Origin of the sequence: Rhodococcus sp. IEGM 1354, from assembly GCF_030056855.1 — a bacterium.
Lineage (GTDB): Bacteria > Actinomycetota > Actinomycetes > Mycobacteriales > Mycobacteriaceae > Rhodococcoides.
Window position 1 is genome coordinate 1 of record NZ_JASHKT010000002.1, and the last position, 17,301, is coordinate 17,301.

Consider the following 17,301-nt stretch of genomic DNA (forward strand, 5'->3'; position numbering starts at 1 on the left):
TCTGGGTGAGGTAGCCGCCGGAGGTGTGGATGATGCCCTTGGGCTTACCCGTCGTACCGGAGGTGTAGAGGATGAACAGGGGGTGCTCGGCCGGGAAAGGCTGTGCCTCATGCTCTTTCGACGCCGTGGCGACGGTCTCGTGCCACCACAGGTCGCGTCCCTCGGTCCAGGCGACGTCGGAGTCGGTGCGCTTGACGACCAGCACGTGTTCGATCGAGGCTGCCCCGTCGACTGCTTCGTCGACGGTGTCCTTGATGGGAGCGGGCTTGCCGCGTCGCCACTGTCCGTCGGTGGTGATGACGAGTTTGGCTTCGGCGTCGTCGATGCGCGAGCGCAGTGCGGTGGCGGAGAAGCCGGCGAAGACGACCGAGTGGGTCAGGCCGAGGCGAGCGCACGCGAGGATCGAGACGATGGCCTCGGGGATCATGGGCATGTAGATCGCGACGCGGTCACCGGACACGAGACCGAGGTCGGTGAGGGTGTTGGCGGCCTGGCTGACGTCGGCGAGCAGATCGGAGTAGGTGATGTCGCGGCTGTCGCCGGGTTCGCCTTCCCAGTGGATGGCTACCTGGTCGCCGTGGCCGTCGAGGACGTGGCGGTCGACGCAGTTGTAGGCGACGTTGAGTTCGCCGTCGGCGAACCATTTGGCGACGGGGGCGTCGGACCAGTCGAGTACTTCGGTGAACGGGGTGTGCCAGTGCAGCCGGCGGGCCTGCTCGGCCCAGAAGCCGAGTCGGTCCTTCTCCGCGGCGGCGTAGAGATCCGCCTGAGCGTTCGCCTGAGCCGTGAACTCGGACGTCGGTGCGTAGGCAGCGACGGGTTCCACAGCAGCGTTCGTATTGCTACTCAACTTGACCTCGATCATATCGATATGGGAATTCAGGTTCGTCGATAAAGGGCTCGAAATGCCTGGACGACGTGCATGTTGTCGAAGCGGTTCGGGCGCAGGAGAATTCGGCTCAAGAATCGGTGTCGACGTCGGTCCAAACAACAGGGTGCCGACGATATCGGTACCAGTGAGACTGGCACGGTAATCGATTCACCTTTCTAAGATGGCAGTCAATGTGCAGCGGAACCAATTTCGATCAACAGCACGCCACCTACTATTACGGTAATGCCCAGCGCCATGATCCATGTCAATGGTTCCTTGAACAACAGACGCCCGGCGATCGCTGTCAGCGCTACGCCGCAGGCGGCCCATATTCCGTACGCGACACCGATCGTCAAGCCTGCGGACAGCGTCGCTGACAACAGTATGAACGCTACCAAGTAGCCAGTTATTACAGGAATGAGCCAGAGCTTCTTCCGTCCGCCTTCCGATGCGCGTAGCGCGAGCGTCGCGGCGACTTCGACGATGATCGCGCCGGACAGCAACCACCACATCAGTTGTCAGCCATCGTTTTCGCGCGTCCGGAGCCGAACTCGACAAGCAGTACGCCACCGATCACCAGGGCAATACCTGCGACCATCAGAACTGTCATAGGTTCGCCGAATATGACAGTTCCGAGCACCGCGGTCAGGGCGATTCCCGACGCAGCCCAGATACCGTAGATCTTGCCGATAGGAGCGCCCGCCCGGAGAATCATCGAGAGCAACACGAACGACGCGCTGTAGCCGATCACAACAACCGAGTACCAGAGCGGTGTGTCGAGCGCAGCCTTGAGCGATAGGGCCGCTGCCGCTTCCGACAGGACTGCCGCCAGCAGCAGCATCCATACCTTATTGAGCACTTGTTCTCCCCTGTGCACACGCGGCCAGCAACGAAGCGGCCGGTGAGAACCGGCCGCCTCGTTACTGTGTTGGCTTCACCCTTCAGGAGGTCAGTGCTCCGGGACGAGTGCGCTCGAGCCGCAGCTCGACGACGCGCTCACGGTGATATGGCAACGCAATCGCCGGGTTGGGCGAATCTATTTCACGGGCCAAGCGGTGGCCGTCGAAGACCGCCTCCGCAATGATTCTCGGAGCGACGCAATCGCCGATCTTGTAGACCGAATCGACCCCTTCTTCGAGCAATTGAACCGATCCGATTTCGTCTTGCATAGTGCGGTAGATGCCGGTGTTCGAGACTCGCTGCGTTACCAGTACGACTGCATCGGACGGATAGAACTGAAGGTCATCGGAATCGGCATATGCCGAGTGCGCATGTACACCGTCCTCGTTCAGACTGACCGGGATGGTCGACGTCACGATCTTCACGCCCTGCTTGTGCAACTTGCGGCGGATGAAACCGGCTTCCAACGTGTAGTTGGTGTACGGAGCCAACTCGGCCATGTGCGTCAGAAGCGTGACCTTCTTGCCGCGCGACGACAGCATGTCGGCGAGTCCAGCACCGACATGATATCCGTCGTTGTCGATGATGGTGACGTGTGTACCGGGAAGCTCGCGCCCGTCCCTGAGAATGTCCTCAGGTGTGAAAACATTTGCGCCCTTGGACGTGACAAGACCATTCCTGGTGACAGGTCCCAGCCCAACTTCTGACCAGTGCGATCCGGTCGCCACAATGACGATGCCAGCGCCGTAGTCTGCGGCCTCGGCGGCTGAAAGTCTTGTGTTGGCAATGAACTCGACGTTCTTCAGCTTCTCGAGCTGCACCATCCGGTAGTCGGTGACGCGATTCCACTCGTTCAGTCCCGGTAGCTGGGTCAACCATCGAAGGTGGCCGCCCATCTCGGGTTCGGAGTCGACGAGATGCACATTGCGCATACCCCGTTCGCCGAGAACTCGTGCACACTCCATACCTGCTGGGCCTGCACCGAGGATCAGCACATCGGATTCAGCGTTGGTAGCCCGATCGAATTTCTCGGGATGCCACCCACGTCGGTACTCCTCGCCAGCGGTCGCATTTTGAGTACAGATGATGGGAGGTCCGCCGTGCTCGAAACGAGAGATACAGATATTGCAGCCGATGCACTCCCGGATGTCCTCCGGTCGACCTTCTTTGATCTTGTTAGGCAGGTAGGGGTCGGCAATTGTGGGCCTGGCGGCACCTACAATGTCGACGACACCGTCCTTGATGATCTGCGCCATAGCGCCCGGGTCAGTGAACCTGCCTACGGCAACTACCGGTTTGCGCGTTGTTTCCTTGATGCGTTTGACGTAATCCAGCGCGCGGCCGGACCTGAAGAAGCGCGACGGTGTTGCGTCGTCACCCCAGTCGACACCGCCCAGGTAGACGTCCCACAGATCGACGATGTCGTCGCAGGCACGAATGAACGGAAGGACATCGCGCTCCAACAGAATTCCATCGTCTCCACGGAGTGAATCCGCGGAGATTCGAACAGAAATAGCCATGTCGGAGCCAACCGCCGCGCGGACCTTCTCGATCACCTCACGCCACATGCGAGCTCGGTTCTCTGGTGATCCACCGTAGTTATCCGTGCGCTTGTTGTAGTACGGCGAGAGGAACTGCTCGAGCAAGCCCTCATGGCCTCCGTACAGACAGATCACGTCGAAACCTGCGTCACGCGAACGCAACGCCGCGTCGACGTAGAAACCCTGCACGATCTCGATGTCGGAGATGTCCATCTCGAGACACGGTGCCATCGAAAAAGCGTCGCTGACGATCTGCGACGGCGCTCGGGATACACCGCGCGACTCCATGTTCAGGGGAAGCACTCCGCCGTACCACAACTCGATGCCGGCCAGCGCACCCTCCTCGTGGACCATGTCGCACATGAGGGCGAGGTTCGCCACATCGTCATCGTCCCAGAGCCTGGCGAGCACGAAAGGAAATTGGTCTGCTTCTGGGTGGATGGAGCACTCTTCTGTGAAGATGAGCCCCCATCCACCTTCAGCCTTCACCTTGCGATGGTGTGCCTGGGAGCGTGGTTTGGTGGTGCCGAAGCTCGTGCAGTGGGGAGTCTGCAGGAAGCGGTTCGGTATCGTCTTCGGACCGATTTCGATTGGCTCGAACAAAATCGAGTGGCGCGGATCCATATCAGTTCTCAACCTTTCTCGCGTAAGCGAGGCGTTCCGCCGCTAGGGGGCTGGGCGGATAGTGGTGCTGTGGTGAGTCTGCGCCCTCTGTTGGACGCGTCACCATTAAAAACTGCGATTAAGTCGTATTTCGGCGGACGGCGTGGGAGCAGTGTTCACGCTTAGATCCTCCGTTTTGGTGAGAACCCCTCCGGGCCTTCCGTCGGCGCGTGCGCACTCGGGCAAATCTCGGTCGGGCTCCAGAGGCACCTCTGCACGGTGGCCAACGGCCACCGTGCAGAGGTGTGGTGCAGTCGAACTAGCTGCGCGGTTGACCGACTCAGGCCAGGTTGATGTACGTGGCCTTGAGCTGAGTCCAATTGTCGAAAGCGTAGTGCGAGTAGTCACGCCCGATGCCGGACTCCTTGAACCCGCCGTGGGGGAGTGTCACGTCGAACAGCTCGTCACCATTGACCAAGACTGCACCCGCGCGCAGCTCTCGGGCCATGCGGTGTGCTTTACGAATGTCGTTGGTCCACACCGTTGCTGCGAGACCGTAATTGGTGTCGTTGGCGATCCGGAGACCCTCTTCGTCGTCACTGAAGGTGATGACGGAGAGCACCGGTCCGAAAATTTCTTCGCGCGCGACTCGCATGTCGTTGGTGACGTTTCGGAGAACGGTGGGCTCGATGTAGAAGCCTCCTGTCTCGACCATTGTGGCGTTGCCGCCAACGGTGACCTGCGCACCTTCCTGCCGACCGATGTCGAGGTATCCGAGCACTCGGTCGTACTGGCTCTTGTCGACGACCGGTCCCATGACCGCGCTCGGATCGAACGGGTCGAGCGGCTGCCAACGCCCTGCGACAATGTTGAGTTGTTCGATCACGGAATCCGCGATCGATTCGTGAACGACCATCCGCGAGCTCGAGTCGCACATCTGTCCGGTGTTTCCGAAGATCGCCTCGGCGGTCTTGCTGGCGACCATTTCGTGGTCGGCGGCGTCCGCCAGCACGAGAGCGGGGGACTTACCGCCCAGCTCGAGTGACACCTTCTTCAGGTTGGACTCGGCTGCGTACTTCATGATCAGGCGACCGACGGCCGTCGAACCGGTGAATCCGAGCGCGTCGACGTCCATGTGCAAAGCGAGAGCCTTGCCGGCCGTCTCACCGAGTCCTGTCACGACGTTGAGTACTCCGTCGGGCAGTCCGGCTTCCGTGGCGAGCTCGGCCAAGCGCAGCGCAGCCAGCGGCGACTGTTCTGCTGGCTTGAGAACCACCGTGTTACCGCTGGCGAGGGCCGGCGCCAACTTGACCGACGGCATCAGCAGCGGGAAGTTCCACGGGGTAACCGCTGCGGCGACGCCGATTGGCTCCCTGGTGATGGTTGCGTGGGCGTCGTAACCGAGGGGTGCCACGTCGCCGAAGAGATGATCGACGGATTCCCCGAACCATTCGAAAACTTCGGCGCTGAACTCGACTTCCCATGTAGCAGTCGCGATCGGCTTGCCCATGTCAGCGGTGATCAGTGCGCCGAGTTCGTCTTTGTGCTCGAGCATGAGAGCTGACAGTCGCTGAAGTACTCGCTTGCGTTCGCGCGGACTGCGGCGACGCCAGTCCGACGTCTCGAACGCGCGCCGTGCAGAAGCCACTGCGCGGTCGACATCGGCATCTCCACACGATGCGATGGATGGCAGAGCCTGCCCGTTGACCGGTGTGACACGTGCAAACGTGTCGTCGGTCTGCGGATCCACGAACGCGCCGTCGATGTACGGCCTGTTCAGTCGTGCGATCACTGGATAGCGCTGGACAACCGAATTTTCGACTGATTGGACTGACATTGAATCCCTCTCAATATGCATTTGGGCGATATCTGGAGATAACGGCCGAACTGATTTTCTAGACACCCAACGCGGCACGTGTGGCGACGATCGAATCCCCGACTCTTTCCACGATCGCGTCGATGTCTTCGGTCTGAATTGTCAGAGCCGGTAGGAAACCGATGGTCCTGTTGTTACGGTACGAGCGCACCAGGACACGGCGGCGAGCAAACTCCTCGTGGACGCGTACACCGAATTCGTCACCGTACTCATCCAGCTTGAGGTTGATGGCGACCATCATGCCGGTTGCCCGCGCGGAACTCTTATCGAGGATGTCCTGGCTGTCGGCAAGTTTCGCGAGCTGCTGTGCGAAGTAGTTACCACCTCGTACTGCCTGGCCGACGACATCCTCGTTCTCCATGATATCGATGGTCGCAAGGGCAACTGCACACGCAGCCGGGTGTCCACCGTAGGTGACGCCGTGCACAAACTTCTCGCCACTCGCTGCGAGGGCCTCACGCACATGACCAGCCACTCCGACGACCGACAACGGAAGGTAACCGGCCGTTATCGCCTTCGACATGGTGAGGATGTCCGGAGTGACATTCCAGCGATCGATCGCGAACTGGGCTCCCGCTCGGCCGAACCCGACCAAAACTTCGTCGGCGATCATCAAAATATTGTACTTGTCGCAGATCGCGCGGATCTGCGGCCAGTAGTCGTCTGGAGGGCAGTAGAGCCCGTTCGGGGTGGAGATCGGTTCCGCGAGGAATGCCGCAACCTTCTCCGGTCCGACGCGCAGGATCTCGTCCTCCAGCGCTTTGGCCGCACCGACGCTGCCGTTTTCGGGCTGAGCGATGTGCGAGAAACCTGATAGCAGTGGGCCGATGTTGTTCCACATGGCGTGGTCACCGGTCATGCTGGCACCGCCGTAGCTCACGCCGTGGTAGCTGTTCATTCGGCCGATGATGTGAATCTTTTCGGGCCGGCCATTCGTGATGTTGGTGAACCGGGCGATCTTGATGGCGGTCTCTACGGCGTCAGACCCTCCGACGCCGTAGAAGAACTGGTCGATACCAGCGGGTGTGATGTGTGCGAGCCGGTCGGCAAGTTGGGATGCCCACACATGGCTACGGTTGTGGTAAAAGTGCGTTCCGAAGGCCAGGGACTTGAGGGTAGCCGCTGCGACGTCGGCGAGCTCATCGCGCCCGTAGCCGAGGCTGACGTTGGCCTGGCCGGCACATCCGTCGAGCCATTCGTTGCCTTCGACGTCGATCAGACGGACGCCTTTACCCGACTGGAAGATTGGGCCAGGTGCGGCGTCGCGATCGAAGTTGGTAAAACCGTGCATCACGTGTTGACGGTCGAAGCCGATCAGCTGCGTCGGTGCTGCGGTAATACCAGTGGCAGCACCAACACCATTTGCGTGGTCTACGCCGGCGAGGCTAGGAGAGGTTGCTTGCATGCTGAAAAGCATGCTGCGTGGCCGTAGCCTGCAACCAGGGGCAAGGTGTAGGAACTCGGCAATACCGGCATGACAGATTGTCCACGTGCGGTTCGGTCGGGCTTTGTGTGGCACTGTCGTCCGTGGCGGCCGTACGACCGCGTAAATCGATCACAACACATGCAACGCAGAGTGAGCCTCGTCTGGTCGGCTGATCCACTCGTATTTTCAGGCGTTTACCGACCCACTAGGGCAGCGAAGCAAACGGATCCGCCCTCTGGTGGTTCGTGCCGATCGACCTCAGATCCAGGCTGAATGTTGTTTGTCGTTCGATGAACCGCGACGTTAGGGATTCGCCTGTCCGAATTCGAGAAACCACTGGAGTAAAGCCATGGAAATTGTTGGATACAGTGATCGGCTGAGCGTGCAAGGGGGCGAGTCGATCACGTTTCAGGTCAGTTCCAAAGGGGGCGTGCCATACGAAGCCGAGATCGTACGGCTGATCCACGGCGACACGCGGCCGGGCACGCCCGGGTTCAAGTCACAACCGGTGGAGAGCTCGATCGAGGGGCGCTATGCAGGTACCGAACAGCACATTCGACCGGGTTCGTACATAGAAATTCCCAAGCAGTTGGATCTCAGTGATGTCGATGACGTGACCGTGGACCTATGGTTCTGGCCGACTACTCCCAAACGCGGTCGACAGACGCTCCTGTCATGGTGCCCGAAATCCGACGATGGGCTGTGGATCGGACTCGAGAACGGTGCGGCTGTTGTACATGCCGCCGGTGCGACCGTCTCCATCGGTTCGATCGAAGAAAGGACTTGGCAGCGACTGACTTTGAGCTGTGCGCACGCTGGGATACTGAAACTACGCATCGAGTCCGTCCAGACCACCAACTCGTCGACAGTACGGACGGCGAGCACCGCCATCTCTTTCGCCAGCGACGCAACGGGCGAGATCTCGATCGGCGCGGACAGAAATGGAGAATTTCCATCGTGCTTTTACAACGGCAAAATCGAGGCTCCACGGCTTTATTCGGCAGCTTTTGCAGACAATCACACATTCGAGCACGAGACACCTGCCGGCTCTCCGAATGATTTGTTGGCGGCTTGGGATTTCGAGATCGGAATCGACGGTTGGTCCATTGCGGACACGTCCGGCCACGGGTACGACGGGCGCGCGGTCAACATGCCGATGCGGGCAGCCACGGGCCGCAAATTCGACGGATCCGAGACTGCGTGGCGGCACGCCAATTCGCATTACGGAGCCATCCACTTTCACGACGACGACCTGTTCGATGCTGGCTGGGATGCAGCCTTCTCATGGGTCGTACCTACCGACCTGAAAAGTGGGGTATACGCGGCGCACGTGTCCACTGGTTCCAGCGACGATTACATACCGTTCACAGTCCGACCTACGGCGGGACAGTCATCTGCCAAAGTCGTGCTCCTACTTCCCACGTTCACATACCTTGCATACGCGAACGAGCAACTCCTCAATCAGAGCGATGCCATGAGTCACATCGATTACCCAGTCCAGAAACAGGACAAGTACATCGTGGACAACAGGCTTCTCAGTCTCTACGACAAGCATAGTGACGGATCGGGGGTTTGCTACAGCTCGCGACTTCGCCCGATTGTGAACATGCGACCGCAATGCGTCATGGCCTGGCTCGATGAGGGTCGCGGTTCTCCGCATAACTTGAATGCTGATTTGTACATCGTGGATTGGCTGCACGAGCACGATATCGATTTCGACGTCATTACGGACGAGGACCTGCATCTCGAGGGTAGGGCAGTTGTGGACCCCTACAACGTGGTGTTGACCGGCACGCATCCCGAGTACTGGTCGGTTTCCATGATTCGCTCGATGCAGAATTATCTGAAAAGTGGCGGCCGGATGATGTACCTCGGTGGCAACGGCATGTACTGGGTCACACAGCTCGATCCTTCTACGGGGGCAAGTGTGGAAATTCGACGCCGTGGACCATCGACTCGAGCTTGGGAGACCGAACCGGGAGAGGCTCACTTGAGCTCTACCGGTGAACTTGGAGGGTTGTGGCGGCACCGAGGACTAGCACCGCAGTCATGGGTTGGCGTCGGGTTCACCGCAGAAACGCCGGGAGCAGGCCGACCCTACGAACGCCGGCCTGAATCGTTCGGTGAGGCAGGCGGGTTCGTGTTCCGTAACATCGACGATGAGGTGATCGGAGATATGCCCAATTTGATTCAAACGTATGGTGCGGCAGGCTACGAGTTCGATCGCGCCGACTCCATGCTTGGTACGCCGGGCAACACCACGATCCTCGCCACCGCCACAGGCTTTTCGGACCACGCACAAGCATGTTCCGAAGAGATATTGACGTCGGATTCGATGCAGAGCGGGTCGGTAAGCCCATTGGTCAAAACCGACATGGCCCTGGTCGAGTACCCGAACGGCGGTGCCGTGTTCAGTACCGGATCGATTACGTGGAGCGGTTGCCTTTCGCAGAATAATTATCGAAACAATGTTTCGGCTGTTACTCGAAATGTTCTCAGTGCCTTCGCGCGAGATGGGGAAGACTACCGGTCCTGAGAAGGAGATCGACCTACCGGTAATCAGGAGGAGCCTAAACTACCGGCGCGGCGGTGCTCATCTCACGATGAACACCGCCGCGCTGCTCGGTGTGGGGCTCGCGGCACGCATAGATGTAGCCGAACCGCGATCGGAGGGACAGCAATAGACGGTCGCTGTCACCGATCCATACAGCGATCGTGAAACGGCTACCAGGTGATCAATACGTCTTGGCCATCAAGCCATCGTCGACGATCATCGAAGTTCCTGTCATTCCACGAGCGTCGTCCGATGCAAGGAATACGATTGCGGCCGCGACATCTGCTGGTGCGAGAATTCGGTGGGTGGGGTACAGGTTCTCCATCGCATCGCGCGCAGCTGCTGGATTCGTGGCCGTCTCGAAGAAGTGCTCCAACATCGGTGATTCGAAATCGCCTGGACAGACTGCGTTACAACGAATTCCTTCGCTGGCATAGGCGATAGCCGTGTCTCGCGTCAGTCCAATCACCCCTGACTTGGTCGCCACGTAACTGGCCGTGTCCCCTGTTGCGGTGAAACCCGCCACCGATGCGGTGTTGATTACGGATCCCCCGTGTCCCTGCTCGCGCATCGCCAGAACCGCATACTTCGTACCCCAAAAAACTGATGTGAGATTAGCGGCAATCGACGACGACCATTGCTCGTTTGTCGTCTCATGAATTGCGGCGCTGACCAAATAGGCGGCATTGTTGTGCATGATGTCAATTTTTCCGTACTCTGAACGGCACCGATCGATCATGCTTTTCACATCGTCTTCGACGGTCACATCGCCTTGATGGAACACTGCATGTCCGCCGCGATCCTGGATCGCTTGTACTGCGCGATTCCCTCGCTCGGAATCACGGCCGACCGCGACAATTGATGCGCCCTCTCGTGTCATTGCTTCCAGGGTGGCGAGCCCCAGGCCACTCGTAGCACCGGTGATCACTCCGGCTTTGCCTGACAATCGCATTCCAGGCCTACCTTTCAGAGTGCCATCTGTCGATGACCACTCGTTTCGAAGTTTCTTGTACGGCGTGCTCAACCAGTTCGCGATCGATTATTTGACCCACACTGTTTTTGCATTGCAGAATTCGCGCAGGCCATGGTACGAGAGTTCGCGACCGTATCCGGACCGCTTCGTGCCTCCGAACGCAAGCTCCGGGTACGAGGTTGTCATCCCGTTGATGAATACTTGGCCAGCGGCGATCTCGGATATGAACCGCTCTTGTTCCTCTGGCGAGCTGGTCCACGCCGACGAACCGAGGCCAAACGGAGTCGCGTTCGCGAGGGCGATGGCATCGTCGATATCCGTGACGCGGTGGACCATGGCGACCGGACCGAACACCTCTTCGTCGTTGACGCGCATCTCGGGTGAAATGTCCGCGATCACGGTTGGCAAGAAGTACCATCCATCGCCATCCACGGTGCGGCCACCACACAGAATCGACGCGCCCTTTCCAATTGCGTCGTCGACGAGCTCTGCGACCTCAGCCCTTCCGTCAGCAGTGGCAAGTGGACCGACATCGGTTGTCTCCTCCACTGGATTACCGACGGTCAAAGCTGACATCGCTTCTACGAATCTCTTGGTGAACTGATCGTAAACGGCGTCGTGAATCAGAAAACGTTTCGCAGCGATGCACGACTGTCCGTTGTTCTGTGTCCGTGCCGTAACAGCAGTTGCCACAGCCGAGTCCAAGTCGGCCGAGGGCATCACAATAAAAGGGTCGTTGCCACCGAGCTCGAGTACCGATGGCTTGATCTCGTCGCCACATATCGATGCGACAGATCGGCCTGCCCACTCGCTGCCAGTGATGGTCGCCGCAGCCACTCGAGGATCCCTCAGTACGCCTTCGACCTGGGATGACGAGATCAGCAGCGTTTGAAAGCAGCCCTTCGGGAAGCCGCTGCGTTCGAACAGGTCTTGGATGTACATCGCGCACTGCGGGACATTCGATGCGTGCTTCAGCAATCCAACATTGCCGGTCATCAAAGCCGGTGCGGCGAAACGTAGAACCTGCCAGAACGGATAGTTCCACGGCATGACGGCCAACACCACACCCAAAGGCTCATATCTGGTGAAAGCACGTGAGGCACCCACTGCACCTGCTCCACCCGGCAAACCCTCGTCGGCCAGCATGGCCTCGGTATTCTGGGCATAGAAACGAAGCCCTTTCACACACTTCGCGGCCTCGCCTCGCGCGGACGCGAGCGTTTTGCCCATCTCCAAGGTCATCAACTGCGCAACGTCCTCGATATCGGCTTCCAGGAGATCGGCGGCCGCACGCATCCAGATTGCCTTTTGCTCGAAGCTGACCGTGCGGTACTGCTTCCAACGGTCGTGAGCCAGTCCAATGAGTCCTTGCACTTCTTCTTCGGACATCGGCTCGAACGACTTCACCGTCTCGCCCGTCGCTGGGTTGATAGTTGCGATCGCCACAGTTCATCTGCCCTCTCTCGGTGGCCGGTGCCTCGCACTCGCAGAAGTGCGAGTGACACCCGGCGTTATCACCGTGCAACATTTCCTGGTGTCAACCGTGAGGACAATGGACACAACGTCAATAAGTGCCTGCTGTCCCGGACAGCTTGAACCGAAACAGCAGGCCGTATGCCGGTCCTGGTCTCAAGCCCACAAGTCGTCGGCCACCTCGGGGAGTTGCCGCATGATGCGTAGAGCAAGATGAAGACCCAGCCTCGTGTCCGGGTCGTCCAGATCAACTCCTAGCAGCGCTTCGATACGCTCCACTCGGCTGTACAGAGACTGACGCTCCAGGTGCAGGGCACGTGCTGTTTCGGCTTTCCGACCGTTCAGGCGGAGAAGCTCTTGAAGCGTCTTGAACAGCTCACTGCGACGTTGCCGGTCGTGATCGAGCAGGGTATCGAGTCGGAGATGAGCAAATCGGGCAAGGTCCGGATTCTGTCGTAGGCTCCACAACAACCGGTCGAGGTCCAGGTCGATCGCATCGTGCCACGGTCTTGGCCGGCTCTGCATCGCACCGTCCATGGCCTCGACGCTCAAAATCAGCCCCTCACCAGCTGCCTGCCACGTGTGAACAGCCGAACCAGCGCAAATGATTGCGCCGTTCGGTACTCCGATGTGGCGGTCAGCGGCCTCTTGGACCACATTCGCGAAGCGATCGATCGCCGATTTCCTCTGAGTTACATCTTCCAAACCCAGCATGACCAAACTGATGTCGTTCGATGGTGCCTGATCGATCATCGCGGTCATTCGTCGACCCGTCATCTCCGAGTTGACGTCGTCCCAGATCTGCTTCCATAGGCGGTCCTCCAAGCTCAAAGGCCGCGAACGATGGTGGGCTGCGGCCCGAATGGCCAGAGGCAGCAGCACCGGGGCCACAAAACCCAGTGTCGCAGATCTGGCTTCGGCCCGATACGGCGGCATTTCGCCGTGCATCAACGCAGTGAGGAATCCCCGCTGATTGCGCGCAGCGACGCTGTCCTGGTGTTCGTCTCTCATAAGAACCAGGCTGACGATACCGGCGGTTCGCTCGAGTGCCAGCTCATCAGCCTCGGTGAACGGACTACTCATGGCCAGTGCGACGAGCCGCCCTGCCGAGCGTTCACCTACAGTAAGCGTGGTCTCCAAAGCTGTTGGGGCAGAGCTTATTCTGCGTGTGTGGGCCTCCCACGCGGCGGACACGTCTCTTTCCGTCATCGTGTGTAGTGCTTGATATACGAAACCCCCGTGCTGTCTCTCGTAGATCACCGGGTTGTTCACTGCGTCCGCGAGAATATCCAATACTTCGGGTATTTGGCCGTTGGATAGTGCGAGATGCGTGAGGCGGTCTTGCAGCTGATGAGCGCTATCGAGGAGGGTCATCTTGTAGGACACGATTTGACTGTGAATGGCTTCGGTGATGTCGATGAAGGCCACAGGTAAATGTAAAGCGATCAGTGTCAGGCCATGTTCCTGACAGGCGACAACAATGTTCTTCGGCAGAGTACGGTGTCGAGGCCCAAGCTCTATTACCAGTGCGGCCACCCCTCGCTCGGAGAGCTCGGCGATCAGCCGTCGATCCTCTACTGCGCTGCCGAACATCCGTCCCTCGGACAGTAACAATTCTCCACCTCGAAGCACCGATGCGATGTCTCTTACTTCGACGACGTGCACCCACCTGATCGGACGATCCAACGCGTCTGCGCCCACGACGACCTCGGGCGCGCCCCCACGCAGAATCGGCAAATCGAGCGCAGCACGAACGGTGAGTGCGGCACCTGCTGGCTTTGTCTGGCTGACACCGTTACTAGCTGAAGTCATGGATCAATCATCCTCTCTTCCGGCGTGGCGATCTACCCACCCCAGCGTCAGGTGGTGGCCGGGTCAGCCGCCTGCAGCTGTGATCGGAAGCCGACGGGAGCGGACAGGGATCCTCGCCCAAGTTCGATTTGGAGCGGTGCCTCTGCCGACATAAGTACGTGAGTCGGTTCTGAAGTGTGTCGGCGCGCCGACAGTCCCGACCGACGTCGGTTCGAGACAATGGCCGCTCGACCGCGTAACGCCACCCTCGAATCCCTTGCGGAGGGTGGCGTTACACGGTCGGCAGTCGAGTTTCCTGCGAAACGCAGGGTTTCAGGTGAGTAACACGTGATCGTCGAGGAACACGTCTTGCAACGGCTCCTGAGGTGGCTGGCTGCTACACAGCCTCACTCAACGAGGCGTTCGCCTCCTTCGGCTGATCGGAGATGGGCTTCAAGAAGAGCACCGAAATCACGCACAGAGCCGTGATCACGCCTATGGCGATGGCAAAACCCGCCGTGTAGTTGCCAGTCAAATCTCGAATCCATCCCAGCGTGTACGGGAACAATGTTCCTGCTGTGAGCCACGGGACACCCACTACGAGACCGGTCACAAGACCGATCGCGTTCTCACCGTCGACGGAATCTATCGCCATCGACAGTGCAAGGGGTTCGCCGAAATACAGACCTAGCCCGACAATCGGGGCAGCAACCACGACGACGATGTAGTTACCTAGTGCGAGCCCAGCGGTGAGCACGCACAGCGCGCCGACTATAACGATCCCAGATCGTAGGATCATCGCCTTGTGGTTGAGTGCTCGTCCCGTCAAGAACGCGGCGGAGAACGCAGCCGCCATTCCAATGACCGAGAACATCGATGAAAAGAACCCAGCCGTGCTTTCCGACCAACCGGCCTCGCCGACCAAGATCGCAGGCAGCCAACCTGTGATGAGAGTGAGAAGACCAACCCCGCCGCACCAGTAAATGGTTGCAACGAGCACGTTGCGGTGCTTGACGTCAGACCACGAACCGAACATCGACTTACCGGCTCGCCCGACGCTTCGTCGCCGCTCGGTTGCCTCCGTCCGGCTCTCTACGTTCCGGGCGAAAAGAAACACAATCGGAATCATGATCAACACGATGATTCCCTCGATGGCGAGGCCATTTCGCCATCCGAAAGCGCTCAAGACGAAAGCCAGCACGAAGATGGACAACAGGACACCGACTCCGTCACCGGACATCATGATTCCTGTTGCCCGCTTCGTCTGCTTGTCGTTTTGGAACCACTCCGCCGCGAGCGTGTAGGTGCTGACAAACAATAGGCCGACAGCAAATCCACTGATAACCCGACCGGTTACGGCGAGTAGATAACCGCCGGCAACCGAGAACAACATGATTCCTACGACCCCGCACGCCAATCCCGCAAGCACTACGTTCTTGGTTCCCCATCGTGAGGAGGCAACACCACCCAGCAGAATCATGATTCCGGCCGACAGGCCCGTCACCGCGGATAAACTGCCGACCTCCGAGAAGGTCAAGGACAAGTCGTCTTTGATGTCGTTGAGACTCGGAGCCCAACCGTTGTAGGCGAAGAATCCACCTACCAGTGCCATGTACGACACCGCCAGGTTGGTCCACTTGTTGGTCGAAAACTTCAACAAAATTATTCCCATCTCGCACAATGCCAGTTCTGAGAGCTGATCGACAAATACAACCCGGCGTCAACAGCTGAAACGCACACTGCGTGGCGTCGCCGCTCGGATTAGCCCCTCCGACACCAGTAATTCCCTGTGTGGAATCGGTCCACAGGGAATTACTGGTGTGCCTGGTCGGATCTACCTCTCGGACTCGTCCAGTTCACCCAGCATGTCCAAGTAGAGGCGAAGAGACGCACGAATGCCAGGCTCTTGGTCGAAACTGTTGGGACCTGGTGTGTACTTGCTTGAACTGAGGCCTTGCTGCTGACGCTCCTGGATGGCCAAGTCCTGGATGTTCGTGACGTCCCAGAGCTTGATCAGTTCGTCGACGTCATAATCGACGCCTTCGACTGCGTCTTCGTGAACGAACCACTGGCACAGCATTTTGGTTCGTGTAGCGGAGATTGGAATCGTGGTCGCGACCATTCCGTAGTCCGGATGGAAACCGCCCCATGCGTACCCGGGCTGAGTCATGAACCCAGCCCCGAACTCTCGGGGTATTTCCACGCCGTTGTCGAACTCACCGAGCAGTTTCTTGGACACAAAGCTGCCGTCCATCGACAAGGAGTCCAGCTCGGCTTTCACTGGAATGACGAGGCCTTGAACGACCTCGGGCACCATGTCGCGGTCGTAGTAGTCCGACATTTCTTCGGCGTTCAAAACCACGCAGAACTCAGGGTGCACGCTGGGGCAGTGGTAGCACTCGACACCATTCTCCAGAAGAAGCTTCCAGTTCGCCTGGGCGTCGTAGACGATTTCGTGGGCGACCTTCAGTCGTGTGGGCCCGATCAAGTCCATGTCTGCCGAGCTCTTCTCGTCGATCATCGACGCCACAGGCTTGGGTGCCTCGTCGGCGAGACAGATGAAGATGAAGCCCTTCCACACGTCCACGTGAATCTTGTACAAACCGAAGTCGGAGTAATTGAAGTTCTCGCCGTCGGTCTGACGTGTAGCCGTCTTCAACTCACCGTCCAGTGCGTAGCTCCACGAGTGGTACGGGCATACCAGGCGCTTCCGAACCGAGCCGGTCGGCTGGTCGCAGAGCCTAAGGGCACGGTGCCTGCAAACGTTGTGCACCGCGTTCACGGTGTCGCCTTCGTCCCGAATTAGAAGGATGCTTTCGTTCGCGAGCTCGAAGGTGAAGTAGTCGCCTCGCTTCGGGATCTGCGAGATGTGGCCTACGTACACCCACTGACGAGCCCAGACTTCGTCGAGCTCGGTGGCGAAGTGCTCAGGGGACACGTAGTACTCGCGCGGAAGGCTGGTGAAGTACGTCCCGTGGTCGAGAGTGGTCATTGGGCCTCCTAGGGCGATGTTGCGGCTGTGAGATAAGCCATTGTTCACCCCGGAAAGCGCACACTTGACCCGCACGGTGTCAGATCTTGGTTGCCGTAACAAGTCACCCTGTCGGCTAATTCGCGAAATATTCCAAACATGCAAACTTCTTGTTGCATCGAGGTTTCGGGACTTGTGCGATAGTCTCCCTCCTCTTCTGGTGTGGACGGTTTCGCAAGTGCACTGTCCGGAGCTCAGCTGGATGGCGGCGTCCAGTCGGGTCGTGCCCATCGAGTGACACTGTGTCTACATCCGCGGGATC

General features: G+C 59.1%; 12 protein-coding genes. 1 reads left to right on the forward strand and 11 read right to left on the reverse strand.

The window, feature by feature from the left end:
• From QM588_RS04510 to QM588_RS04535, 6 genes are all read right to left on the reverse strand, one after another.
• Positions 1 to 865, reverse strand: an 865-nt coding sequence (locus tag QM588_RS04510; RefSeq protein ID WP_283311859.1) for an AMP-binding protein, incomplete at its 3' end; no start/stop codon positions are given.
• A gap of 194 nt (positions 866 to 1,059) precedes the next feature.
• Positions 1,060 to 1,383, reverse strand: a complete 324-nt coding sequence (locus QM588_RS04515) for a DMT family transporter (protein WP_283311861.1) — start codon at positions 1,381 to 1,383, stop codon at positions 1,060 to 1,062.
• Entirely contained in the window at positions 1,383 to 1,712 is a 330-nt protein-coding gene (locus tag QM588_RS04520; RefSeq protein ID WP_167329770.1) for a DMT family transporter, read from the reverse strand. Before QM588_RS04520 ends, QM588_RS04515 begins: the two co-directional genes overlap by 1 nt.
• A gap of 100 nt (positions 1,713 to 1,812) precedes the next feature.
• Positions 1,813 to 3,936 (reverse strand): oxidoreductase, encoded by a 2,124-nt coding sequence (locus tag QM588_RS04525; protein WP_283311862.1) that lies wholly within the window; start codon positions 3,934 to 3,936, stop codon positions 1,813 to 1,815.
• Positions 3,937 to 4,255: 319 nt separating this feature from the next.
• Positions 4,256 to 5,707 (reverse strand): aldehyde dehydrogenase family protein, encoded by a 1,452-nt coding sequence (locus QM588_RS04530; protein WP_283311864.1) that lies wholly within the window; start codon positions 5,705 to 5,707, stop codon positions 4,256 to 4,258.
• Positions 5,708 to 5,810: 103 nt separating this feature from the next.
• Complete coding sequence (locus QM588_RS04535; protein ID WP_283311865.1) at positions 5,811 to 7,196, reverse strand: aminotransferase family protein; 1,386 nt, start codon at positions 7,194 to 7,196, stop codon at positions 5,811 to 5,813.
• A 370-nt stretch (positions 7,197 to 7,566) separates the two neighbouring features.
• Between QM588_RS04535 and QM588_RS04540 the strand changes: the two genes are divergently transcribed.
• A complete protein-coding gene (locus tag QM588_RS04540; protein WP_283311867.1) occupies positions 7,567 to 9,753 on the forward strand; it encodes a N,N-dimethylformamidase beta subunit family domain-containing protein in 2,187 nt (728 codons plus the stop codon).
• Positions 9,754 to 9,952: 199 nt separating this feature from the next.
• On the opposite strand, the gene QM588_RS04545 is transcribed toward QM588_RS04540, so the two are convergent.
• The 5 genes from QM588_RS04545 to QM588_RS04565 form a co-directional block, all read right to left on the reverse strand.
• Positions 9,953 to 10,723: an SDR family NAD(P)-dependent oxidoreductase gene (locus tag QM588_RS04545; RefSeq protein ID WP_283311869.1), complete on the reverse strand. Its 771-nt coding sequence runs from the start codon at positions 10,721 to 10,723 to the stop codon at positions 9,953 to 9,955.
• Between the two features lie 87 nt (positions 10,724 to 10,810).
• Positions 10,811 to 12,190 (reverse strand): NADP-dependent succinic semialdehyde dehydrogenase, encoded by a 1,380-nt coding sequence (locus QM588_RS04550; RefSeq protein ID WP_283311871.1) that lies wholly within the window; start codon positions 12,188 to 12,190, stop codon positions 10,811 to 10,813.
• Between the two features lie 183 nt (positions 12,191 to 12,373).
• Positions 12,374 to 14,029, reverse strand: a complete 1,656-nt coding sequence (locus QM588_RS04555; RefSeq protein ID WP_283311873.1) for a PucR family transcriptional regulator — start codon at positions 14,027 to 14,029, stop codon at positions 12,374 to 12,376.
• A gap of 376 nt (positions 14,030 to 14,405) precedes the next feature.
• Complete coding sequence (locus QM588_RS04560) at positions 14,406 to 15,665, reverse strand: MFS transporter (RefSeq protein ID WP_283311875.1); 1,260 nt, start codon at positions 15,663 to 15,665, stop codon at positions 14,406 to 14,408.
• A gap of 177 nt (positions 15,666 to 15,842) precedes the next feature.
• Positions 15,843 to 17,075 carry an aromatic ring-hydroxylating oxygenase subunit alpha gene (locus QM588_RS04565; RefSeq protein WP_283311877.1) on the reverse strand — a complete coding sequence of 411 codons (1,233 nt, stop codon included), beginning with the start codon at positions 17,073 to 17,075 and terminating at the stop codon, positions 15,843 to 15,845.
• Between the last annotated feature and the right edge of the window lie 226 nt (positions 17,076 to 17,301).